General features: G+C 65.9%; 16 protein-coding genes. 8 read left to right on the forward strand and 8 right to left on the reverse strand.

The features are described from left to right. Window positions 1-35 precede the first annotated feature (35 nt). The 3 genes from FHW94_RS04970 (at window position 36) to ppdK (ending at window position 5,784) form a co-directional block, all read left to right on the forward strand. Window positions 36-941: a glycine--tRNA ligase subunit alpha gene (locus FHW94_RS04970; RefSeq protein WP_168554613.1), complete on the forward strand. Its 906-nt coding sequence runs from the start codon at window positions 36-38 to the stop codon at window positions 939-941. A gap of 2 nt (window positions 942-943) precedes the next feature. Then, on the forward strand, window positions 944-3,052 hold the full coding sequence (gene glyS / locus FHW94_RS04975; RefSeq protein ID WP_246865884.1) for a glycine--tRNA ligase subunit beta: 2,109 nt from the start codon (window positions 944-946) through the stop codon (window positions 3,050-3,052). Window positions 3,053-3,117: 65 nt separating this feature from the next. Then, complete coding sequence (gene ppdK, locus FHW94_RS04980) at window positions 3,118-5,784, forward strand: pyruvate, phosphate dikinase (RefSeq protein WP_168554615.1); 2,667 nt, start codon at window positions 3,118-3,120, stop codon at window positions 5,782-5,784. A 134-nt stretch (window positions 5,785-5,918) separates the two neighbouring features. Here the strand turns inward: ppdK and FHW94_RS04985 are convergent, their stop codons facing one another. After that, window positions 5,919-6,746 carry a methyltransferase domain-containing protein gene (locus tag FHW94_RS04985; protein WP_246865885.1) on the reverse strand — a complete coding sequence of 276 codons (828 nt, stop codon included), beginning with the start codon at window positions 6,744-6,746 and terminating at the stop codon, window positions 5,919-5,921. Window positions 6,747-6,813: 67 nt separating this feature from the next. On the opposite strand from FHW94_RS04985, the gene FHW94_RS04990 reads away from it, so the two are divergent. From FHW94_RS04990 to FHW94_RS05000, 3 genes are all read left to right on the forward strand, one after another. Then, on the forward strand, window positions 6,814-7,560 hold the full coding sequence (locus FHW94_RS04990; protein ID WP_168554616.1) for a ComF family protein: 747 nt from the start codon (window positions 6,814-6,816) through the stop codon (window positions 7,558-7,560). A gap of 401 nt (window positions 7,561-7,961) precedes the next feature. Beyond that, window positions 7,962-8,345 (forward strand): phosphoribosyl-AMP cyclohydrolase, encoded by a 384-nt coding sequence (gene hisI, locus FHW94_RS04995; RefSeq protein WP_348981757.1) that lies wholly within the window; start codon window positions 7,962-7,964, stop codon window positions 8,343-8,345. Between the two features lie 33 nt (window positions 8,346-8,378). Then, on the forward strand, window positions 8,379-8,861 hold the full coding sequence (locus FHW94_RS05000) for a MerR family DNA-binding transcriptional regulator (RefSeq protein ID WP_210425454.1): 483 nt from the start codon (window positions 8,379-8,381) through the stop codon (window positions 8,859-8,861). A 22-nt stretch (window positions 8,862-8,883) separates the two neighbouring features. Here FHW94_RS05000 and FHW94_RS05005 read toward each other — a convergent pair whose 3' ends face one another. The 5 genes from FHW94_RS05005 to tyrS form a co-directional block, all read right to left on the reverse strand. After that, entirely contained in the window at window positions 8,884-9,585 is a 702-nt protein-coding gene (locus FHW94_RS05005) for a dienelactone hydrolase family protein (RefSeq protein ID WP_168554617.1), read from the reverse strand. Between the two features lie 6 nt (window positions 9,586-9,591). Then, window positions 9,592-10,509, reverse strand: coding sequence for a cysteine synthase A (gene cysK, locus FHW94_RS05010; protein WP_168554618.1), 918 nt, complete (start codon window positions 10,507-10,509; stop codon window positions 9,592-9,594). 30 nt (window positions 10,510-10,539) lie between these two features. Further along, a complete protein-coding gene (locus tag FHW94_RS05015; RefSeq protein WP_349237437.1) occupies window positions 10,540-11,835 on the reverse strand; it encodes an MFS transporter in 1,296 nt (431 codons plus the stop codon). 113 nt (window positions 11,836-11,948) lie between these two features. Next, on the reverse strand, window positions 11,949-12,287 hold the full coding sequence (locus tag FHW94_RS05020) for a PilZ domain-containing protein (RefSeq protein WP_168554619.1): 339 nt from the start codon (window positions 12,285-12,287) through the stop codon (window positions 11,949-11,951). Window positions 12,288-12,396: 109 nt separating this feature from the next. Further along, window positions 12,397-13,623, reverse strand: a complete 1,227-nt coding sequence (gene tyrS / locus FHW94_RS05025) for a tyrosine--tRNA ligase (RefSeq protein WP_168555478.1) — start codon at window positions 13,621-13,623, stop codon at window positions 12,397-12,399. A 46-nt stretch (window positions 13,624-13,669) separates the two neighbouring features. Here tyrS and FHW94_RS05030 point away from each other — a divergent pair, with 46 nt between their 5' ends. Next, a complete protein-coding gene (locus FHW94_RS05030; protein ID WP_168554620.1) occupies window positions 13,670-14,221 on the forward strand; it encodes a DOMON-like domain-containing protein in 552 nt (183 codons plus the stop codon). Next, on the forward strand, window positions 14,218-15,420 hold the full coding sequence (locus tag FHW94_RS05035) for a DUF1343 domain-containing protein (protein ID WP_168554621.1): 1,203 nt from the start codon (window positions 14,218-14,220) through the stop codon (window positions 15,418-15,420). Before FHW94_RS05030 ends, FHW94_RS05035 begins: the two co-directional genes overlap by 4 nt. 58 nt (window positions 15,421-15,478) lie before the next feature. On the opposite strand, the gene FHW94_RS05040 is transcribed toward FHW94_RS05035, so the two are convergent. Both FHW94_RS05040 and FHW94_RS05045 read right to left on the reverse strand, forming a co-directional pair. After that, a complete protein-coding gene (locus FHW94_RS05040; protein ID WP_168554622.1) occupies window positions 15,479-16,042 on the reverse strand; it encodes an outer membrane beta-barrel protein in 564 nt (187 codons plus the stop codon). A gap of 207 nt (window positions 16,043-16,249) precedes the next feature. Then, window positions 16,250-16,687 carry a GFA family protein gene (locus FHW94_RS05045; RefSeq protein WP_210425455.1) on the reverse strand — a complete coding sequence of 146 codons (438 nt, stop codon included), beginning with the start codon at window positions 16,685-16,687 and terminating at the stop codon, window positions 16,250-16,252. Window positions 16,688-16,774 lie beyond the last annotated feature (87 nt).

The raw sequence follows: 16,774 nt of genomic DNA on the forward strand, positions 1-16,774 counted from the left end.
ATTTGCGGCCCGCCATCGGCCATGGGCGGCACACCATGGCCGACACTGCACCAAAGCCGCTCAGCCTGCAGGACATGATCCTGCGCCTCCACGCCTATTGGAGCGAGAAGGGCTGCCTTGTCCTGCAACCCTATGACATGCGCGTGGGCGCGGGCACGTTTCACCCGGCCACCACGCTGCGTTCGCTGGGTCCGGAACCGTGGAACGCAGCCTATGTGCAGCCCAGCCGCCGGCCGACCGACGGCCGCTATGGCGAAAATCCCAACCGGCTTCAGCACTATTACCAATACCAGGTGATCATGAAGCCGAGCCCGGAGGCCATGCAGGACCTCTATCTCGACAGCCTGCGCGCCATCGGGGTGGACCCGCTGCAACACGACATCCGCTTTGTGGAGGACGACTGGGAATCGCCCACGCTCGGCGCATGGGGCCTGGGCTGGGAAGTGTGGTGCGACGGGATGGAAGTGACCCAGTTCACCTATTTCCAGCAGATGGGCGGGTTCGATTGCAAGCCGGTGGCGGGCGAGCTGACGTATGGCCTCGAACGCCTGGCGATGTACATCCAGGGCGTCGATAACGTCTATGACCTGGCTTATAACAGCCAGGGCGTGACCTACGGCCAGGTGTTCCTGGAAAACGAACGCCAGATGTCGAAGTGGAACTTCGAGATCGCCAACACCGACGCGCTGTTCGACCTGTTCAACAAGGCCGTGGCCGAATGCCAGAACTGCCTTGAGGCCAAGCTGCCGATCCCGGCCTATGAACAGGCGATCGAGGCCAGCCATGTGTTCAACCTGTTGCAGGCGCGCGGCGTGATCTCCGTCCAGGAACGCGCCAGCTACATGGGCAAGGTGCGCGATCTCGCGCGCGGCTCGTGCGAAGCCTACATGGACAAGTACAAGGACGAATGGGCGCAGAAATTCCCGGGGTGGAGCGCATGAGCATGACCGCCGATTTCCTGCTCGAACTGCGCAGCGAAGAAATCCCCGCGCGGATGCAGGCCGGCGCACGCGCCGATCTGGAAAAGCTGTTCGTCAAGGAACTGGCCGCTGCCGGACTGAAGGCCGGCGCGATCACGGTGTGGTCCACCCCGCGCCGCCTGGCGCTGATCGCGCGTGACTTGCCACTGGCAACGCAAGCGGTGCGCGAGGAAGTCAAAGGTCCGCGCGCCTCGGCCCCGCCGCAAGCGCTCGAAGGTTTCCTGCGCAAGACCGGCTTGACGCGCGAGCAACTGACCGAGCGTGACGGCGTGCTGTTCGCGGTGACCGAAAAGCCCGGCCGCGCCACGAAAGACGTGCTCACGCAAGCGATCCCGGCGATTGTCCGCGCGTTCCCCTGGCCCAAGTCGCAGCGCTGGGGTGCCGCGTCGTTCAGCCCGGAAAGCTTGCGCTGGGTTCGCCCGCTGTCCGGCATCATCGCCATTCTGGGCGACGAGGCCATCGATCTCGAAGTGGGCGGGGTGCGCTCCGGCACGGTCACGCGCGGCCACCGTTTCCACCACAGTGGCGACGTGACCATCACGGGCGCCGGCGATTACGCCGCCAAGCTGCGCGACGCTTTCGTGATCGTCGACCATGCCGAGCGTGAAGCCATCGTGCGCGAGAAGGCGCGTGCCGCGGCGCAGGAAGCCGGCCTCGTGCTGGTGGACGACGAAGGCCTGGTGGTGGAAAATGCCGGCCTTACCGAATGGCCACAGCCGCTGCTCGGCCGCTTTGACGAGGCGTTCCTGGAAGTGCCGCCCGAAGTGATCCAGCTGACCGCGCGGGTGAACCAGAAGTATTTCATCTGCCGCGATGCTGCCGGCAACCTGGCCAATGCCTTTGTCTGCACGGCCAACATTGCTGCCACCGATGGCGGCGCGGCGATCGTGGCGGGCAACCGCAAGGTTCTGGCCGCGCGCCTGTCCGACGCTCGCTTCTTCTGGGAGCAGGACAAGAAAGTGCCCTTGGCCACCCAGGCCAAGAAGCTGGCGCGGATCACCTTCCACGAAAAGCTGGGCACCGTGGCCGACAAGGTTGCCCGCGTGGCCGACCTGGCCGAATGGCTTGCCCGCGAAGGCGTGGTGCCCGGCGCCGATCCGGCGCTGGCGCGCCAGGCGGCGGAGCTGTGCAAGGCCGATCTCGTCACCGACATGGTCGGCGAGTTCCCCGAACTGCAGGGCCTGATGGGCGGCTATTACGCCCGCGCCGAAGGCCTGCCCGATGCCGTGGCCGACGCCATCCGCGATCACTACAAGCCGGTGGGACAGGGCGACGACGTGCCGACCGCGCCGGTTTCGGTCTGCGTAGCGCTGGCGGACAAGCTCGATACGCTGCGCAGCTTCTTTGCGATCGATGAAAAGCCCACCGGATCGAAGGATCCCTTTGCGCTGCGTCGTGCGGCGCTCGGCATCATTCGCCTCATCACCGAGAACGGCTTGCGCTTTGCCGTGGGCGAGGGCGACCTGCTCGCCTTCTTCGCCGATCGCCTGAAAGTGCAGCAGCGCGAAGCGGGCGTGCGGCATGACCTGATCGATGCGGTGTTCGCGCTGGGCGGGGAAAGCGATCTCGTCCGCCTGCTGGCGCGCGTTTCCGCGCTCCAGGCCTTTGTCGGCACCGAGGACGGCGTGAACCTGCTCGCCGGGTACAAGCGCGCGGCCAATATCCTGAAAAAGGAAGGCACCGCCACGGCCGGCGCCAAGGGCGAAGGCGTGGTGCCGCCCACCGGCGAGGAAGACCCGCTGGTGCTGGTGGACGATCCGCTGTTCAAGGATATTGCGGCCGAATTCGCGCATGGCCAGCCTGGCTTGCCCTACGCGCCCGAACCGGCCGAAGCGGCGCTGATGGCCGCGCTGGCCCAAGCCGCGCCCAACGTCGAAGCGGCGGTGCGCGAAGAGGCGTTTACCACGGCGATGGCTGCGCTCGCCTGGCTCCGCGCGCCGATCGACGCCTTCTTCGACACGGTTACGGTTAATGACGCAGATGCGGAAAAACGGACCAATCGCTTGGCCCTGCTTGACCAATTCCGTGCTGCGGTGCACAAAGTAGCGGACTTTTCGCGGATCGAGGGCTAAGCGCCCTCGATCCACTTCCTAGACCTTGCAATGGCTCAACTTTGCTCAGGGGACGGACTGTAATTATGAGTGCATACGTATTCCATTTCGGCGGTGGTGCGCGAAACGACGATCCTCGGGCCAAGGACAAGACCATCACCGGGGGCAAGGGGGCGAACCTCGCCGAGATGGCGGGCATCGGCCTGCCGGTGCCGCCGGGCTTCACGATCAGCACCGAAGTGTGCGCGCAATACAACACGGCCGGCAAGACATTCGATGCCGGTATCGAGGCGGGCGTTGCCGCCGGGATCGCGCATATCGAAAGCGCCACCGGCCGCGTGTTCGGCGATCCGGCCAATCCGCTGCTGGTTTCGGTGCGTTCGGGCGCGCGGGTTTCCATGCCCGGCATGATGGACACCGTGCTCAACCTGGGCCTCAACGACGTGACCGTCGAAGGGCTCGCCACGGATTCGGGTGACGCGCGCTTTGCCTGGGACAGCTATCGCCGCTTCATCCAGATGTATTCCGACGTCGTCTTGGGCGTGGACCACCATCGCTTTGAAGATGCGCTGGAAATCGCCAAGGAAGACAACGGCTATTACGCCGACGTGGAAATGAGCGCGGACAACTGGCGTAAGCTGGTGGGCGAATACAAGGCGATCGTTTCCGAAGAACTGGGCCGCCCGTTCCCGCAGGACGTGCACGAGCAGCTCTGGGGCGCGATCGGCGCGGTGTTCGATAGCTGGGAAAGCGAACGTGCCAAGGTCTATCGCCGCCTGAACGACATTCCGGCCGAATGGGGCACGGCGGTCAACGTCCAGGCCATGGTGTTCGGCAACATGGGCGATACCTCGGCCACCGGCGTTGCCTTCACGCGCGATCCGGCGACCGGCGAAAAGGCCTATTACGGCGAATGGCTGGTCAACGCCCAGGGCGAAGACGTGGTGGCCGGCATCCGCACCCCGCAGTACCTGACCAAGTTCTCGCGCGAGCGGGCCGGCGCCAAGCCGCTGTCGATGGAAGAAGCCATGCCCCAGGCCTATGCCGAGCTGGCGAGCGTGTTCGAGCTGCTGGAAAAGCACTACAAGGACATGCAGGACATCGAGTTCACGGTCGAAAAGAACAAGCTGTGGATGCTGCAAACCCGCTCGGGCAAGCGCACCGCCAAGGCCGCGCTCAAGATGGCCGTGGACATGGTGGCCGAGGGCCTGATCGACGAAGCGACCGCGATCGCCCGCGTCGATCCCATGGCGCTTGACCAGTTGCTGCACCCCACGCTCGATCCCAAGGCGCCGCGCGACGTGCTGACCAAGGGCCTGCCGGCATCGCCGGGCGCGGCCAGCGGCGCGATCGTGTTCGATGCCGATACCGCCCAGGCGCGCGCCGAACGCGGCGATGCGGTGATCTTGGTGCGCGTGGAAACCTCGCCCGAAGACATTCACGGCATGCATGCGGCCAAGGGCATCCTTACCGCGCGCGGCGGGATGACCAGCCACGCCGCCGTGGTGGCGCGCGGCATGGGCCGTCCCTGCGTTTCGGGCGCCTCGGGCCTGTCGATCGACATGGTCTCGCGCAAGGCGCGCATCGGCAACCGCGATGTGGCCGAAGGCGACCTGATCACGCTCGACGGTTCGACCGGCGAGATCATGGCCGGTGAAGTGCCGATGGTGGAACCCGAACTGGTTGGCGATTTCGCCACGCTGATGGTCTGGGCCGACAAGCACCGCCGCATGAAAGTGCGCACCAACGCCGAAACCCCGCTCGATTGCCAGGTCGCGCGCCAGTTCGGTGCCGAAGGCATCGGCCTGTGCCGCACCGAGCACATGTTCTTCGAAGCCGGGCGCATTTCCGCCGTGCGCCAGATGATCCTGGCCGAAGACGAAGCCGGCCGCCGCGCCGCGCTGGCCAAGCTGCTGCCCGAACAGCGCGCCGACTTCATCTCGATCTTCGAAGTGATGGCGGGCCTGCCGGTCACCATTCGCCTGCTCGATCCGCCGCTGCACGAATTCCTGCCGCATGGCGATGCAGAGTTCGAGGAACTGGCCGAAGTGACCGGCCTGGGCGTCGACCACCTCAAGCGCCGCGCCGGGGAGCTGCACGAATTCAACCCCATGCTGGGCCATCGCGGCTGCCGCCTGGGCATCACGTTCCCCGAAATCTATGAAATGCAGGCTCAGGCCATTTTCGAGGCGGCGGTGGAAGTTGCCACGAAGTCTGGCGAAGCGGTCGTGCCCGAAGTCATGATCCCGCTGGTGGCGACCAAGAAGGAACTGCAGATCCTGCGCGCGCTGGTCGATCGCGTGGCCGCCCAGGTCTTTGCCGACAAGGGCAAGACGCTGGACTACCTCGTCGGCACGATGATCGAACTGCCGCGCGCCGCGCTGATGGCCGGGGAAATCGCCGAGGAAGGCACGTTCTTCTCGTTCGGCACCAACGACCTGACGCAGACCACCCTGGGCGTGAGCCGCGACGATGCCGCGCGCTTCCTCAACCCCTATGTGGACCAGGGCATCTACCCGCGCGATCCGTTCGTCAGCCTGGATATCGAAGGCGTGGGCCAGCTGGTGGAACTCGCCGCCGAGCGTGGCCGCAAGACCCGCCCCGATATCAAGCTGGGCATCTGCGGCGAACATGGCGGCGATCCGGCCTCCATCGCGTTCTGCGAAAAGGTCGGCCTCGATTACGTATCCGCCAGCCCCTATCGCGTGCCGATCGCACGGCTGGCGGCCGCGCAGGCGGCGCTGAAGGCTTGAGGTTGGCTTAGGCCTCGCACCACCCCCCGCCCCCCCTCCTCTGAAGAGGAGGGGGAGTTAAGCCGCTGAAAAAGGCCCCCTCCTCTTCAGAGGAGGGGGTTGGGGGTGGTGCGAGGCCTTACGCAATCCAACGATTAAAACTTCGGCGCGCGCAGCGGCTTGGCCCAGCCGCTCAGCGTCAGGATCTCGAACGTCTCGGTCACGCGGCCATCCGCGTCGGCCATTTCGGCAAAGGCTTGCTGCGCGCGGGCCAGCGCGGGCTTGCCCAGCGGGGCGCCGGGGCGGGCAAGGCAGTTGGACAGGCCCTGTTCGCGCAAGTCCTGCACCAGTCGCGCCAGGCTGCGATAGCGCACCGCCAGGCTGCGGCTGTCGATCACCGGATCGGCAAAACCGGCGCGTTGCAGCAGTTGCCCGCCGGCGCGCACGTCCACCTGCGGGTGCACGCGAGGCGCGGGCCGGTCGGCATCGGCCGCCAACATCACGCCGCGCAAGGCCGGCAGGCTGCCGGCGGCGGTAAAGCTCATCATCGCCAGGCCATCGGGCGCGAGCGCGCGGCGCAAGTGCACCAGCGCGCCGGGCAGATCGTTGACCGTGTCGAGCGTGCCGAGCACGGCGATCAGATCAAAGTCTTGAGCAAAGGGCAGGGGGGCTTCCTGCTCCACGCCGGTTTCGCCCGGCAGCGGCGCGGGATCGGCGCGTGTCACCGCCACGCCCTGGGCAACGAGCGCGGTGGCCAGCGCCCCGCGCACATCCCCGATCACCAGCGCCGTCTTGGGCGAGTGGCGCAGGAACGACAGGCGATCGAGCATGTCCTCGATCATGTCGTCGGCCAGGAAATGCGCGGCATCGGGCCGCTGGGCCAGGCGGCGCATGCGCGCACGCTGGGCCAGGCGGCGCTGCGGGGCAAAGATCACCGGCGGGGCCGGATTCGTGGGCTGGGAAGGGGATGCGGATTGAGCCATGGCGTGCTGCCTGCCCGCAAGCTGCGCGCTTGCCAAGCCTCTTGCGCTGGGGGATGGAGAGCAGGCGATGCTGCGCCCCGCATTCCTTGCTCCGGTCGTCGACCTGCTGTTCCCGCCGCGCTGCCCGCTGTGCGGCGAAACGCTGGCAAGCCATGGCGGTCTGTGCGCGGCGTGCTGGTCCAATCTGGAAATCCCTGGAGAGCCGGCATGCAAGCTGTGCCAGCGCCCGCTGGACACCAGCCTGGTGGGCCAGGAAGACGCGCTGTGCGCGCCGTGCATGGCGCAGCCGCCCCGGCACGACGGGATCGCCGCCGCCACGCTCTATGGCGATGCCACGCGCACGCTCGTGCTGCGCTTCAAGCATGGGCGCAAGGTTGGCCTGGCCGGCCTGATGGCGCGGCTGATGGTGGCGCGCCTGCCCGTGCTGGAGGGGGAATGGCTGATCGTGCCGGTGCCGCTGCACCGCTGGCGGCTGTGGCAGCGCGGCTATAACCAGTCGGCGCTGCTGGCCAGGCAGATTGCCCAGGCCACCGGGCAGCGGCTGGTGGTGGATGGCCTGGTGCGGCGCAAGCGCACGCCCTCGCTGGGCGGCCTGGGGGCCAAGGCCCGCGCGCAGGCGCTGTCGGGCGCCATTGCCCCCCATCCGCGCCACGGCGCATCGCTCAAGGGCGCGCAGGTCTTGCTGGTGGACGATGTGCTGACCAGCGGGGCCACCAGCGATGCCTGCGTGCGCGCGTTGCGCCGGGCTGGCGCGGCCAAGGTGAAAATCGCCTGCTTTGCCCGCGTGCTGCGCGAGGCCGAAGGAAAGGGGTGATTCGCGCCGGGGCTGTTTTGCACGATGCAAACGGCATCAAACCGAAAACGCCCGGAACCTTGCGGCCCGGGCGTTTCGTGACGAAACCTTTTGATTGACGGGGCTCCCTCTCGGCCCTGACCGTAGCCCCGCCACTCAATCTCTCCGAACGGCCGTGCCTTCCTTGTCAGAAGGTCGAACCAGCCACCCGGTCCCTCGCGTGTCCCTGAACTTTGGCGCTTGCCGCGCCGCCTTTCGGCGGTTCAGTTCGCGGTTCCCTCAAACCGCATGTTCTTTCTTGACGATTGCGCCGCCGGAAGGAAGGGGAAGCCGCGTATACCGCCGATTTTGCCCCGGCCATGTGGTTATCGTGCAACAATGGATGCGGTTGGGGTGCTTTTTGCAGAAGGGATTTACCCACAGTGTCGGTCGATAACGATTCGCTGCAACGCGAGCAGGGCACGGCATTCATGCCGCGCTTCGATTCCCAGGGCCTGGTCACCGCCGTGGCGATCGATCATCGCACCGGGCAATTGCTGATGCTCGCGCACATGGACCGCGAGGCGATCGAGCGCACGCGCGAAACCGGCCTGGCCCACTTCTGGTCGCGCTCACGGCAACGGCAATGGATGAAGGGTGAAACCTCGGGCCACGTGCTCAAGGTGCTGGAGATTCGCGTGGACTGTGACCAAGACGCGCTGGAACTGCGGGTGGAGGCGGCGGGGCCGGCCTGCCACACCCTGGCCACCAGTTGCTTCTATCGCCGCATCGCGGCCGACGGATCGCTTGAGCGGATTGCAGTTTGACGTTTACGTAAGCTGCGCGGTATCGTGGCGGGCATGGAACCCGTGCCCGCCAATTCGACCAGCGCTGCATCTGCCCCAACACCGGCTCAGGGCCCGGCCGGCCATATCGATCGGCCCGATGCCCTTGCCCGCGATCAGTTTTCCATCACCGACTTGTCTGCCGAATTCGGCGTCACGGCGCGGGCTTTGCGCTTTTACGAGGATGAGGGGCTGATTTCGCCCACGCGGCAGGGCACGCAGCGGATCTATTCGCGCCGCGACCGGGCGCGTCTGGCGTGGATCATGCGGGCCAAGAACGTGGGCTTCAGCCTGGCCGATATTCGCGAGATGATCGATCTTTACGATCTGGGCGATGGCCGCGCGCAGCAACGCCGCGTGACGATTGCCAAGTGCCAGGAGCGGATTGCCGCCCTGGTGCGCCAGCAGGCCGACATTGCCGATGCCATTGCCGAGCTGGAAGGCTTTGTGGCGCAATTGCGCGGGCTGGAGGGGGCGGTGGGCGACACCTCGGCGTGAGGCGCCGCCCGATTGCACTGGATCAGGGATAGACTTCGTCGAGCAAGGCGGTCAGCGCCAGCCACGACTGGCGATCGGCACTGGCGTTGTAGCCCAGGAAATCCTTGCCGCGCGCTTCGCTGTCGGGATCGGTAAAGCCATGCTTGACCCCGGCATAGGCGTGGAAATGCCAGTTGCCGCCGGCGGCATCCATTTCCTTCCAGAAATCGAGCACCTGCTCGCGCGGGACCAGCGGATCGGCATCGCCATGGCATACCAGGATGCGCGCCTTGATCGGCGTTTCCGCAGTTGCCGGGCGACCGGTGGCCAGAATGCCGTGGAAACTGGCTGCCAGTGCGATCGGCGCGCCTTCGCGGGCCAGTTCGAGCGCGGCCTGGCCACCCATGCAATAGCCGATCGCCGAGAGTGTCAGGCCTGGTGCGGCGGCGGCCAGGGCATCGAGCCCGGCCTGCAAGCGGGCGCGATAATGATCGACATTCTCACGCAGGGCATTGCCCAGCGGGAACGAGGCTTCGAAACTTTCCACCGGCTCGCCATAGAAATCGGCAACCATGGCGACAAAGCCCTGGTCGGCCAGCATCTGGGCGCGGCGGCCCATCGCTTCGTTGTAATTGGCGATGGTCGGCAGGATCAGGATCGCACCGCGCGCGGTGCCTTCGGGGCGGGCAAGCCACCCCGTCAGCGCCACGTCGCCATGCGCATAGTCGATGCGTTCAAGGCTCAAGGCTTGTTACTCCGGAAGGAAATCGGGCACCGACAGATAGCGTTCGCCGGTGTCGTAGTTGAAGCCCAGCACGCGGCTGCCCGGGGGCAGCTCGCCCAGCTTGGCGGCGATCGCAGCCAGCGTCGCGCCCGAAGAAATGCCCACCAGGAGGCCTTCTTCGCGCGCCGAGCGGCGGGCCCATTCCTTGGCATCGGCAGGATCGACCTGGATCGCGCCGTCGATCGCCTGGGTATGCAGGTTGCCCGGAATGAACCCGGCGCCGATGCCCTGGATCGGGTGCGGCGCGGGCTGCCCACCGGAAATGACCGGGGAGAGCGTGGGTTCCACGGCATAGGCCTTGAAACCGGGCCAGACTTTCTTGAGCTCTTCGGCGCAGCCGGTGAGGTGGCCGCCGGTGCCAACGCCGGTGATCAACACGTCGATCGGGCTATCGGCAAAATCGGCCAGGATTTCCTGGGCCGTGGTGCGCACGTGCACCGCCACGTTGGCGGGGTTGTCGAACTGCTGGGGCATCCAGGCGCCGGGCGTTGACGCCACCAGCTCCTTGGCGCGTTCGATCGCGCCTTTCATGCCCTTTTCGCGCGGCGTCAGGTCAAATGTTGCGCCATAGGCCAGCATCAGCCGGCGCCGCTCGATCGACATCGATTCGGGCATGACCAGCACCAGCTTATAGCCCTTGACGGCGGCCACCATGGCCAGGCCGATGCCGGTGTTGCCCGAAGTCGGCTCCAAGATGGTGCCGCCGGGTTGCAGGCTGCCGTCGGCTTCGGCCGCCTCGATCATCGCCAATGCGATCCTGTCCTTGATGGAGCCACCGGGATTGGTGCGCTCGCTCTTCACCCATACCTCGTGGTCGGGAAACAGGCGGGACAGGCGAACATGCGGCGTGTTGCCGATAGTGGCGAGAATGGAATCCGCTTTCATGTCGCGAGTGCTCCTTGGATGGTGAGCGGGTCAGGATTGGTATTTTGCAGCAAAGGTCCGGGCGCGGCGCAATTCGGGAAATCCGATCGCCCAGGCCAGGGTAACGATTATGGCACCCACCCCGCCAAACACAACTGCGCCGGTTGCGCCCAGCAGGGCCGCAGCCACGCCCGATTGCATGTCGCCCAGTTCGTTGGAGCAGGAAATGGCCAGGCCCGAGATGGCCGAAACCCGGCCTCGCACCGCGTCAGGCGTGTGCAACTGCACCAGCGTGGTGCGGATATAGACCGAAACCATGTCGGCCGCGCCAAGCAGGGTGAGCATGGCCAGCGACAGCCACAAGTTGCGAGACAGGCCAAAGACCACGGTGGCCGCGCCAAAGGCCGCCACGGCCAGCAGCATCTTGGCACCCACTTCGCGCTCCACCGGCCGTCGCGCCAGGAACGCGGCGACCAGCGCCGCACCCAGGCCGGGCATGGCGCGCATCACGCCCAGGCCATAAGACCCCACCGGGCGGCCGTCGAAGGTCAGGATGTCGCGCGCATAGACCGGCAGCAGCGCCGTGGCCCCGCCCAGCAGCACGGCGAACAGATCGAGCGTGACGCAGCCGAGCAGGAAGCGATCGTGCGCGACGAAGCGAAAGCCGTCGGCAATCTGGCGGAACGGATGGGTCTGGCGGTTTTCGGCCGGAGGCGGAATGCGCCGGATGCCAAACGCGCCCACGGCGGCAATCACCAGCAAGGCCACCGAAACGCCATAGGGCAGGGCGGCTGCCGCGGCGAACAGCACGCCGGCCAGCGCCGGCCCACCCATCGAGCCGATCTGCCAGGCCATGGCATTGATCGCCACCGCGCGCGGCATCAGCTCTGCCGGCACGATATTGGGGGCGATCGATGACAGCGCCGGGCCGATGAACACGCGGCTGGTGCCGTGGCAGGCGGCCATGGCGAACAGCAGCGGCAGCGACAGCGCATCGGCATACGTCGCGAGCGTGAGCACCAGGGCGATCAGCGCGTCGAGCACCATGGTCAACCCCGCGATCACGCGGCGGTCGAACCGGTCGGCGACCACGCCGGCCACGGGCGTGAGCACGAATTGCGGCAGAAATTGGACCAGGCCCATCAGGCCCAGCTGGAATGCGGCTTCCTTGATGCCCATGCCATACTGGCCGCGCGCCACGTCATAAAGCTGATAGCCCAGCACCACGACCATGCCCGACGTGGCCACCACCGAAAACAGGCGGGCCACCCAGAACCGGCGAAAATCGGCGATCTGGAACGGCGATGAAGGGTGTTCGGGCAGCGCCGGGGCAGGGGTTTGCGTCACGAAGGCGTCTGTGGCAGCGCCATGCGGCTTTGCCAAGCCAACAATTGTTTGTCGTCGCTTCAGAAATTCATGACGGGCAAGCAGTTTTGCTCAAGTGTCGTGGCGCCTGGCGCTCAACCCTTGGCGCGCAGCCTGGCGTTCGGCTGCAATTGCTTGATCATCTTGGTAAAGTCATCCTGCCGCACGATCCGTTCGAACTGAAAGCCGGCGCGGCTGTCATCGCTCCACACCAGGAAGGCCTCGATCCGGCCGATTTGCGGGAGGCGGATGGTCACGCGCTCGCCCCGGCCCAGATCGAGAGTGTCGCGCACCATGAAACCGGTGGTGGAGATGTTGACGATATTGAGCATCACGTCGCCCAAACGCCGATGTTCCCCGATCACTGGCAAGTGAACGGGGTGGCGGGTAGACCGGCGCAGGTCGGTCACTGATAGCTGCGCGCCGCCAGACATGGCTTCTCCTGCCGGTAAGAGCGATTCCAGCGGCAAGAATAGAACCAAATTGGCTTAGATTTGGTTAACGGGCGGCAGCGGGCTGCCGCCGCCCGGCAAAAACAAGTCGTTAAGCTGGCTTGATAATGCCATGCTTCTTTTTGCCTGACGAAAGGCGTCGTTCGGCCGATACTTCGATAATGGTGGTATCGTCGCGCACCGCTTCGCCATCCAGCCGCGCACCGCCGCCCGCGACCAGCCGCTTGGCCTCGCCGCGGCTGGCGGCAAAGCCCAGCCCGATCAGCGCCTCGATCACGCTGATGCTGCCACCGCCCACTTCCAGCGTGGGCAGGTCCTGGCCCAGCCCGCCGCCGGCAAAGGTGGCCTTGGCGGTCGCCTCGGCCGCGTCAGCCGCCTCGCGCCCGCGGATCAGGGCGGTCACCTCGTTGGCAAGCACGGTCTTGGCGGCATTGATCTCGCTGCCCTGCAGCGCTTCCAGGCGGGCGATTTCGTCCAGCGGCACATCGGTGAAGATGCGCAGGAAACGGCCCACGTCGCGGTCGTCGGTGTTGCGCCAGAACTGCCAGAAATCGTAGTTGGGCAGTTGCTCTTCGTTCAGCCAGACCGCGCCGTTGACCGACTTGCCCATCTTGGCGCCATCAGCCGTGGTCAGCAGCGGGGTCGTGGCGCCGAACACCTCGATCCCGTTCATGCGCCGGGTCAATTCGATGCCGTTGACGATGTTGCCCCATTGGTCGGACCCGCCGAACTGCAGGCGGCAGCCATGGCGCAGCGCCAGTTCGCGGAAGTCATAGGCCTGGAGAATCATGTAGTTGAATTCCAGGAACGTGAGCGGCTGTTCCCGATCCAGGCGCAGCTTCACCGAATCGAAGGTGAGCATGCGGTTGACCGTGAAATGCGGCCCGACGTCGCGCAGCAGATCGATATAGCCCAGCTTCGAAAGCCATTCGTCGTTGTTGACCAGGGTCGCGCCCGTCGCGCTGTCGTCGAATGTCAGCAGGCGATCGAACACCTTGCGAATGCCGGCGATGTTACTGGCGATGACCTCTTCGGTCAGCATCTGGCGGCTGGCATCCTTGCCCGAAGGATCGCCGATCTTGGTGGTGCCGCCACCCATCAGCGCGATGGGCTTGTGGCCGGCCTGTTGCAGGCGGCGCAGCAGCATGACAGAGGCCAGGTTGCCGACATGGAGCGATGGCGCCGTGGCGTCATAGCCATTATAGCCCACCACGATTTCCTTGGCCGCCAGGGCATCAAGCCCCTCGGCATCGGTCAACTGGTGGATATGGCCCCGCTCGGACAGCAGGCGCAACAGGTCGGACTTGTATTCGGTCATGGTTGCCTCGATGTGGAGCGGGGCGCCTAGCATGAAAGGACGTGCCTTGGAACCGGCGCTGCTTGTTGCCCATCCCGATCATCCGGCGATTGCCGTGCGCCAGGTTTCGGCGCGCATCCTGTCGATGGATGCCAACTGGCTGTGCCTGCGCTGGCGGGTGGAGGGTACGGCCGCCCTGGTGGTGCCGCCGTTCGCCGGGCGCGCGCGCACCGATGGCCTGTGGCAATCCACTTGCTTCGAGCTGTTCCTGGCCGAAGACGAAGGCATTGCCGCGGGTACCTATGCCGAATTCAATTTCGCCCCGTCGGAACGCTGGGCGGCCTATGATTTCGATGGCTATCGCGCCGGCATGGCGCCGCGGCCGATCCCGCGCGAACCGGTGATCACCCCGCGCCGGGGCCAGGACCTGCTGATCTGCGATGCGGCGCTACCCATCGCAGGCCTGCCCCCGCTGCCCTGGCGCATGGGGCTTTCGGCCGTGCTGGAAGAGGCGGACGGCGCCAAATCCTATTGGGCGCTGGCCCATCCGCGCGGCAAGCCCGATTTCCACCATGCGGCTTGCTTCGCCGCGCGGGTTGAGGCACCGCAAGCGGCATGAAGACCGGACTTGATCGCCTTGTGGCCGATGCCGCGCTGCGCGCGCCGCTCGCTGGCCGCCGCGTGGCCCTGGTGGCCCATCCCGCCTCGCTCACCCAAGGCCTTGTGCACGCCCTCGATGCCCTGGCGGCCTGCCCGGACGTGAACCTGACCGCCGCCTTTGGCCCGCAGCACGGGCTCAAGGGTGACAAGCAGGACAACATGGTGGAATCGCCCGATTATCGCGATCCCGCCCTGGGGATTCCGGTGTTCAGCCTTTATGGCGAAGTCCGCCGGCCCACGCCGGCCATGATCGATGCTGCCGATGTCTTCCTGTTCGATCTGCAGGATCTGGGCTGCCGCATCTATACCTTCGTTACAACCTTGCTCTACCTGCTGGAGGCCTGCCACGGCACGGGCAAGGCGGTGTGGGTGCTCGACCGGCCCAATCCCGCCGGTCGGCCGGTGGAAGGCACCCGGCTCGTGCCCGGGTGGGAGAGCTTTGTCGGCGCCGGCCCCATGCCGATGCGCCACGGGCTGACGCTGGGTGAAATGGGCCGCTGGTTCATCGCGCACTATAACCTCGATGTGGATTACCGCGTCATCGCCATGGACGGCTGGCAGCCCGATGCCGCGCCGGGCTTTGGCTGGCCGCAGAACCGCATCTGGATCAACCCCAGTCCCAACGCGGCGAGCCTGGCCATGGCGCGCGCTTATGCCGGCACGGTCATGCTCGAAGGCGCGACGCTTTCCGAAGGGCGCGGCACGACCCGCCCGCTTGAAGTGTTGTTCGGCGCCCCCGATGTCGATGCGCTGGCGGTGCGGGCTGAAATGGCGCGCGTGGCGCCGCACTGGCTGGCGGGCGCGGCGATCCGCGAATGCTGGTTCGAGCCCACTTTCCACAAGCACGTCGGCCACTTGTGCCACGGCCTGATGCTCCACCCCGAAGGCGGCTTTTACGATCACGCCGCGTTCCGTCCCTGGCGGCTGCAGGCGCTGGCGTTCAAGGCCATCCGCAATCTCTATCCCGATTATCCGCTGTGGCGCGATTTTCCCTATGAATACGTGCTCGATCGCCTCGCCATCGATGTGATCAATGGCGGCCCGGCCTTGCGCGAATGGGTGGACGATCGCGGGGCGCAGGCCGCTGACCTCGATGCCGTGGCCAGCCCCGATGAAGCCAGTTGGATCGAGGAACGGCAGCAGTTCCTGCTCTACTGAAAAAAGGGAGGGCCAGGCCCTCCCTTTTTCCATGGATGAAAGGGCTGCTATCGGTGGCTCAGAAGCGCGTGCCGACCTGCACCGCCACGTGGCGACGCTGGAAGTTGATGCCTTCATAGCTGCCGAGATCGGCGTAGTTCAGCGAGAAGCCGGCATAGATACGCTGGCTGACGACAAAGTTCACGCCCAGTTCGCCACCGATCCCGTCGAGATTCTCATGGCCGGTGCGGCTGCCGATCGAGGCCTTGAGGCGGAAGCGGTCATAGCCCAGCTTGAAGAACGCCTCGACCTTGGGGGTCACGGCCACGCCCAGGCGCGCGCCGGTCAGCAGGTTGCCGTTGGAACCCAGGCACACGCCATCGACACAGTCCTTGGCATCGGCATAGTCATAGTTGATGAACGGGCCCGCGGTCACGCTGTTGCCCAAGGGCACGTCATAGCCCAGTTCGCCACCGATCGAGGCAGAATTGCCGATCTTGTAGACTTCGCCATCGCCAAGGCCGCTGACGGTGGGCGTTTCGTAGCCCACACGCACTTCGGCGCGCAGGCCCGAGAACTTGGCATCTTGTGCAAAAGCAGGCTGTGCAGCCACCATGGCAGCCAGCAGAACGATCTTCTTCATGTTTTCCCCTGTTAGGCCTGTCTTGCCGCCGGGTTGTTGGCGGATCGGCAGTCACGCCACTGTCATGGCGGCGTGATGCGCGGCGTCTGGTCGAAGACACCGCGCAAAACAAGAGGGAAGATTGCTATTTGTTTCGAGATTGGACGAATAATACTGGCGGATACTTGCCAATCTGTACGCGTTTTGCGTTTTACTGTTGCGGCAATGTCACGCCTGCTCTGCCACCGGCTGGCCCGGCGCGGGCGGTTGCCCGCTGTAGCTGGCGTCGCGGCGGTCGACCTGGGCCCAGGCCGGCGCCTCGTCCGTCCAGATCACGGTATCGGGTTCCAGGCCATGGCCGGGATCGAGAAAGCCCAGGCGCACCGTCCGCAAATGCATGCGCCCCGATGATTGCGCCATGACGCCGGTGCCGCACTGCGGGCAAAAGAACTGGGTCAGCGTGTTGCCCGATGGCGCGACATAGCCGAATGAGCCCAACGCGCCGCTGACCGTGACGGATTCTGCCGGAAACACTGCATTGTTGGTGGAGCCACCTGCGGCGGCCTGCTGGCACTGGCGGCACCAGCATTGGCGCACGGCCACCGGCTCCCGCGCGGAAATGGTGGCGGTAACCGCCCCGCAGGCGCAGCGTCCGGTAAAGGCCATGGCAATTCTCCATTCGGGTATTGTTAGGTTGGCAAACAATGTCTAGGCTGCGCTGGCAAAGCCGGGAAGCAACCCGGGAGAGGATAA

Source organism: Novosphingobium sp. SG720 (assembly GCF_012275365.1).
Lineage (GTDB): Bacteria > Pseudomonadota > Alphaproteobacteria > Sphingomonadales > Sphingomonadaceae > Novosphingobium > Novosphingobium rhizosphaerae.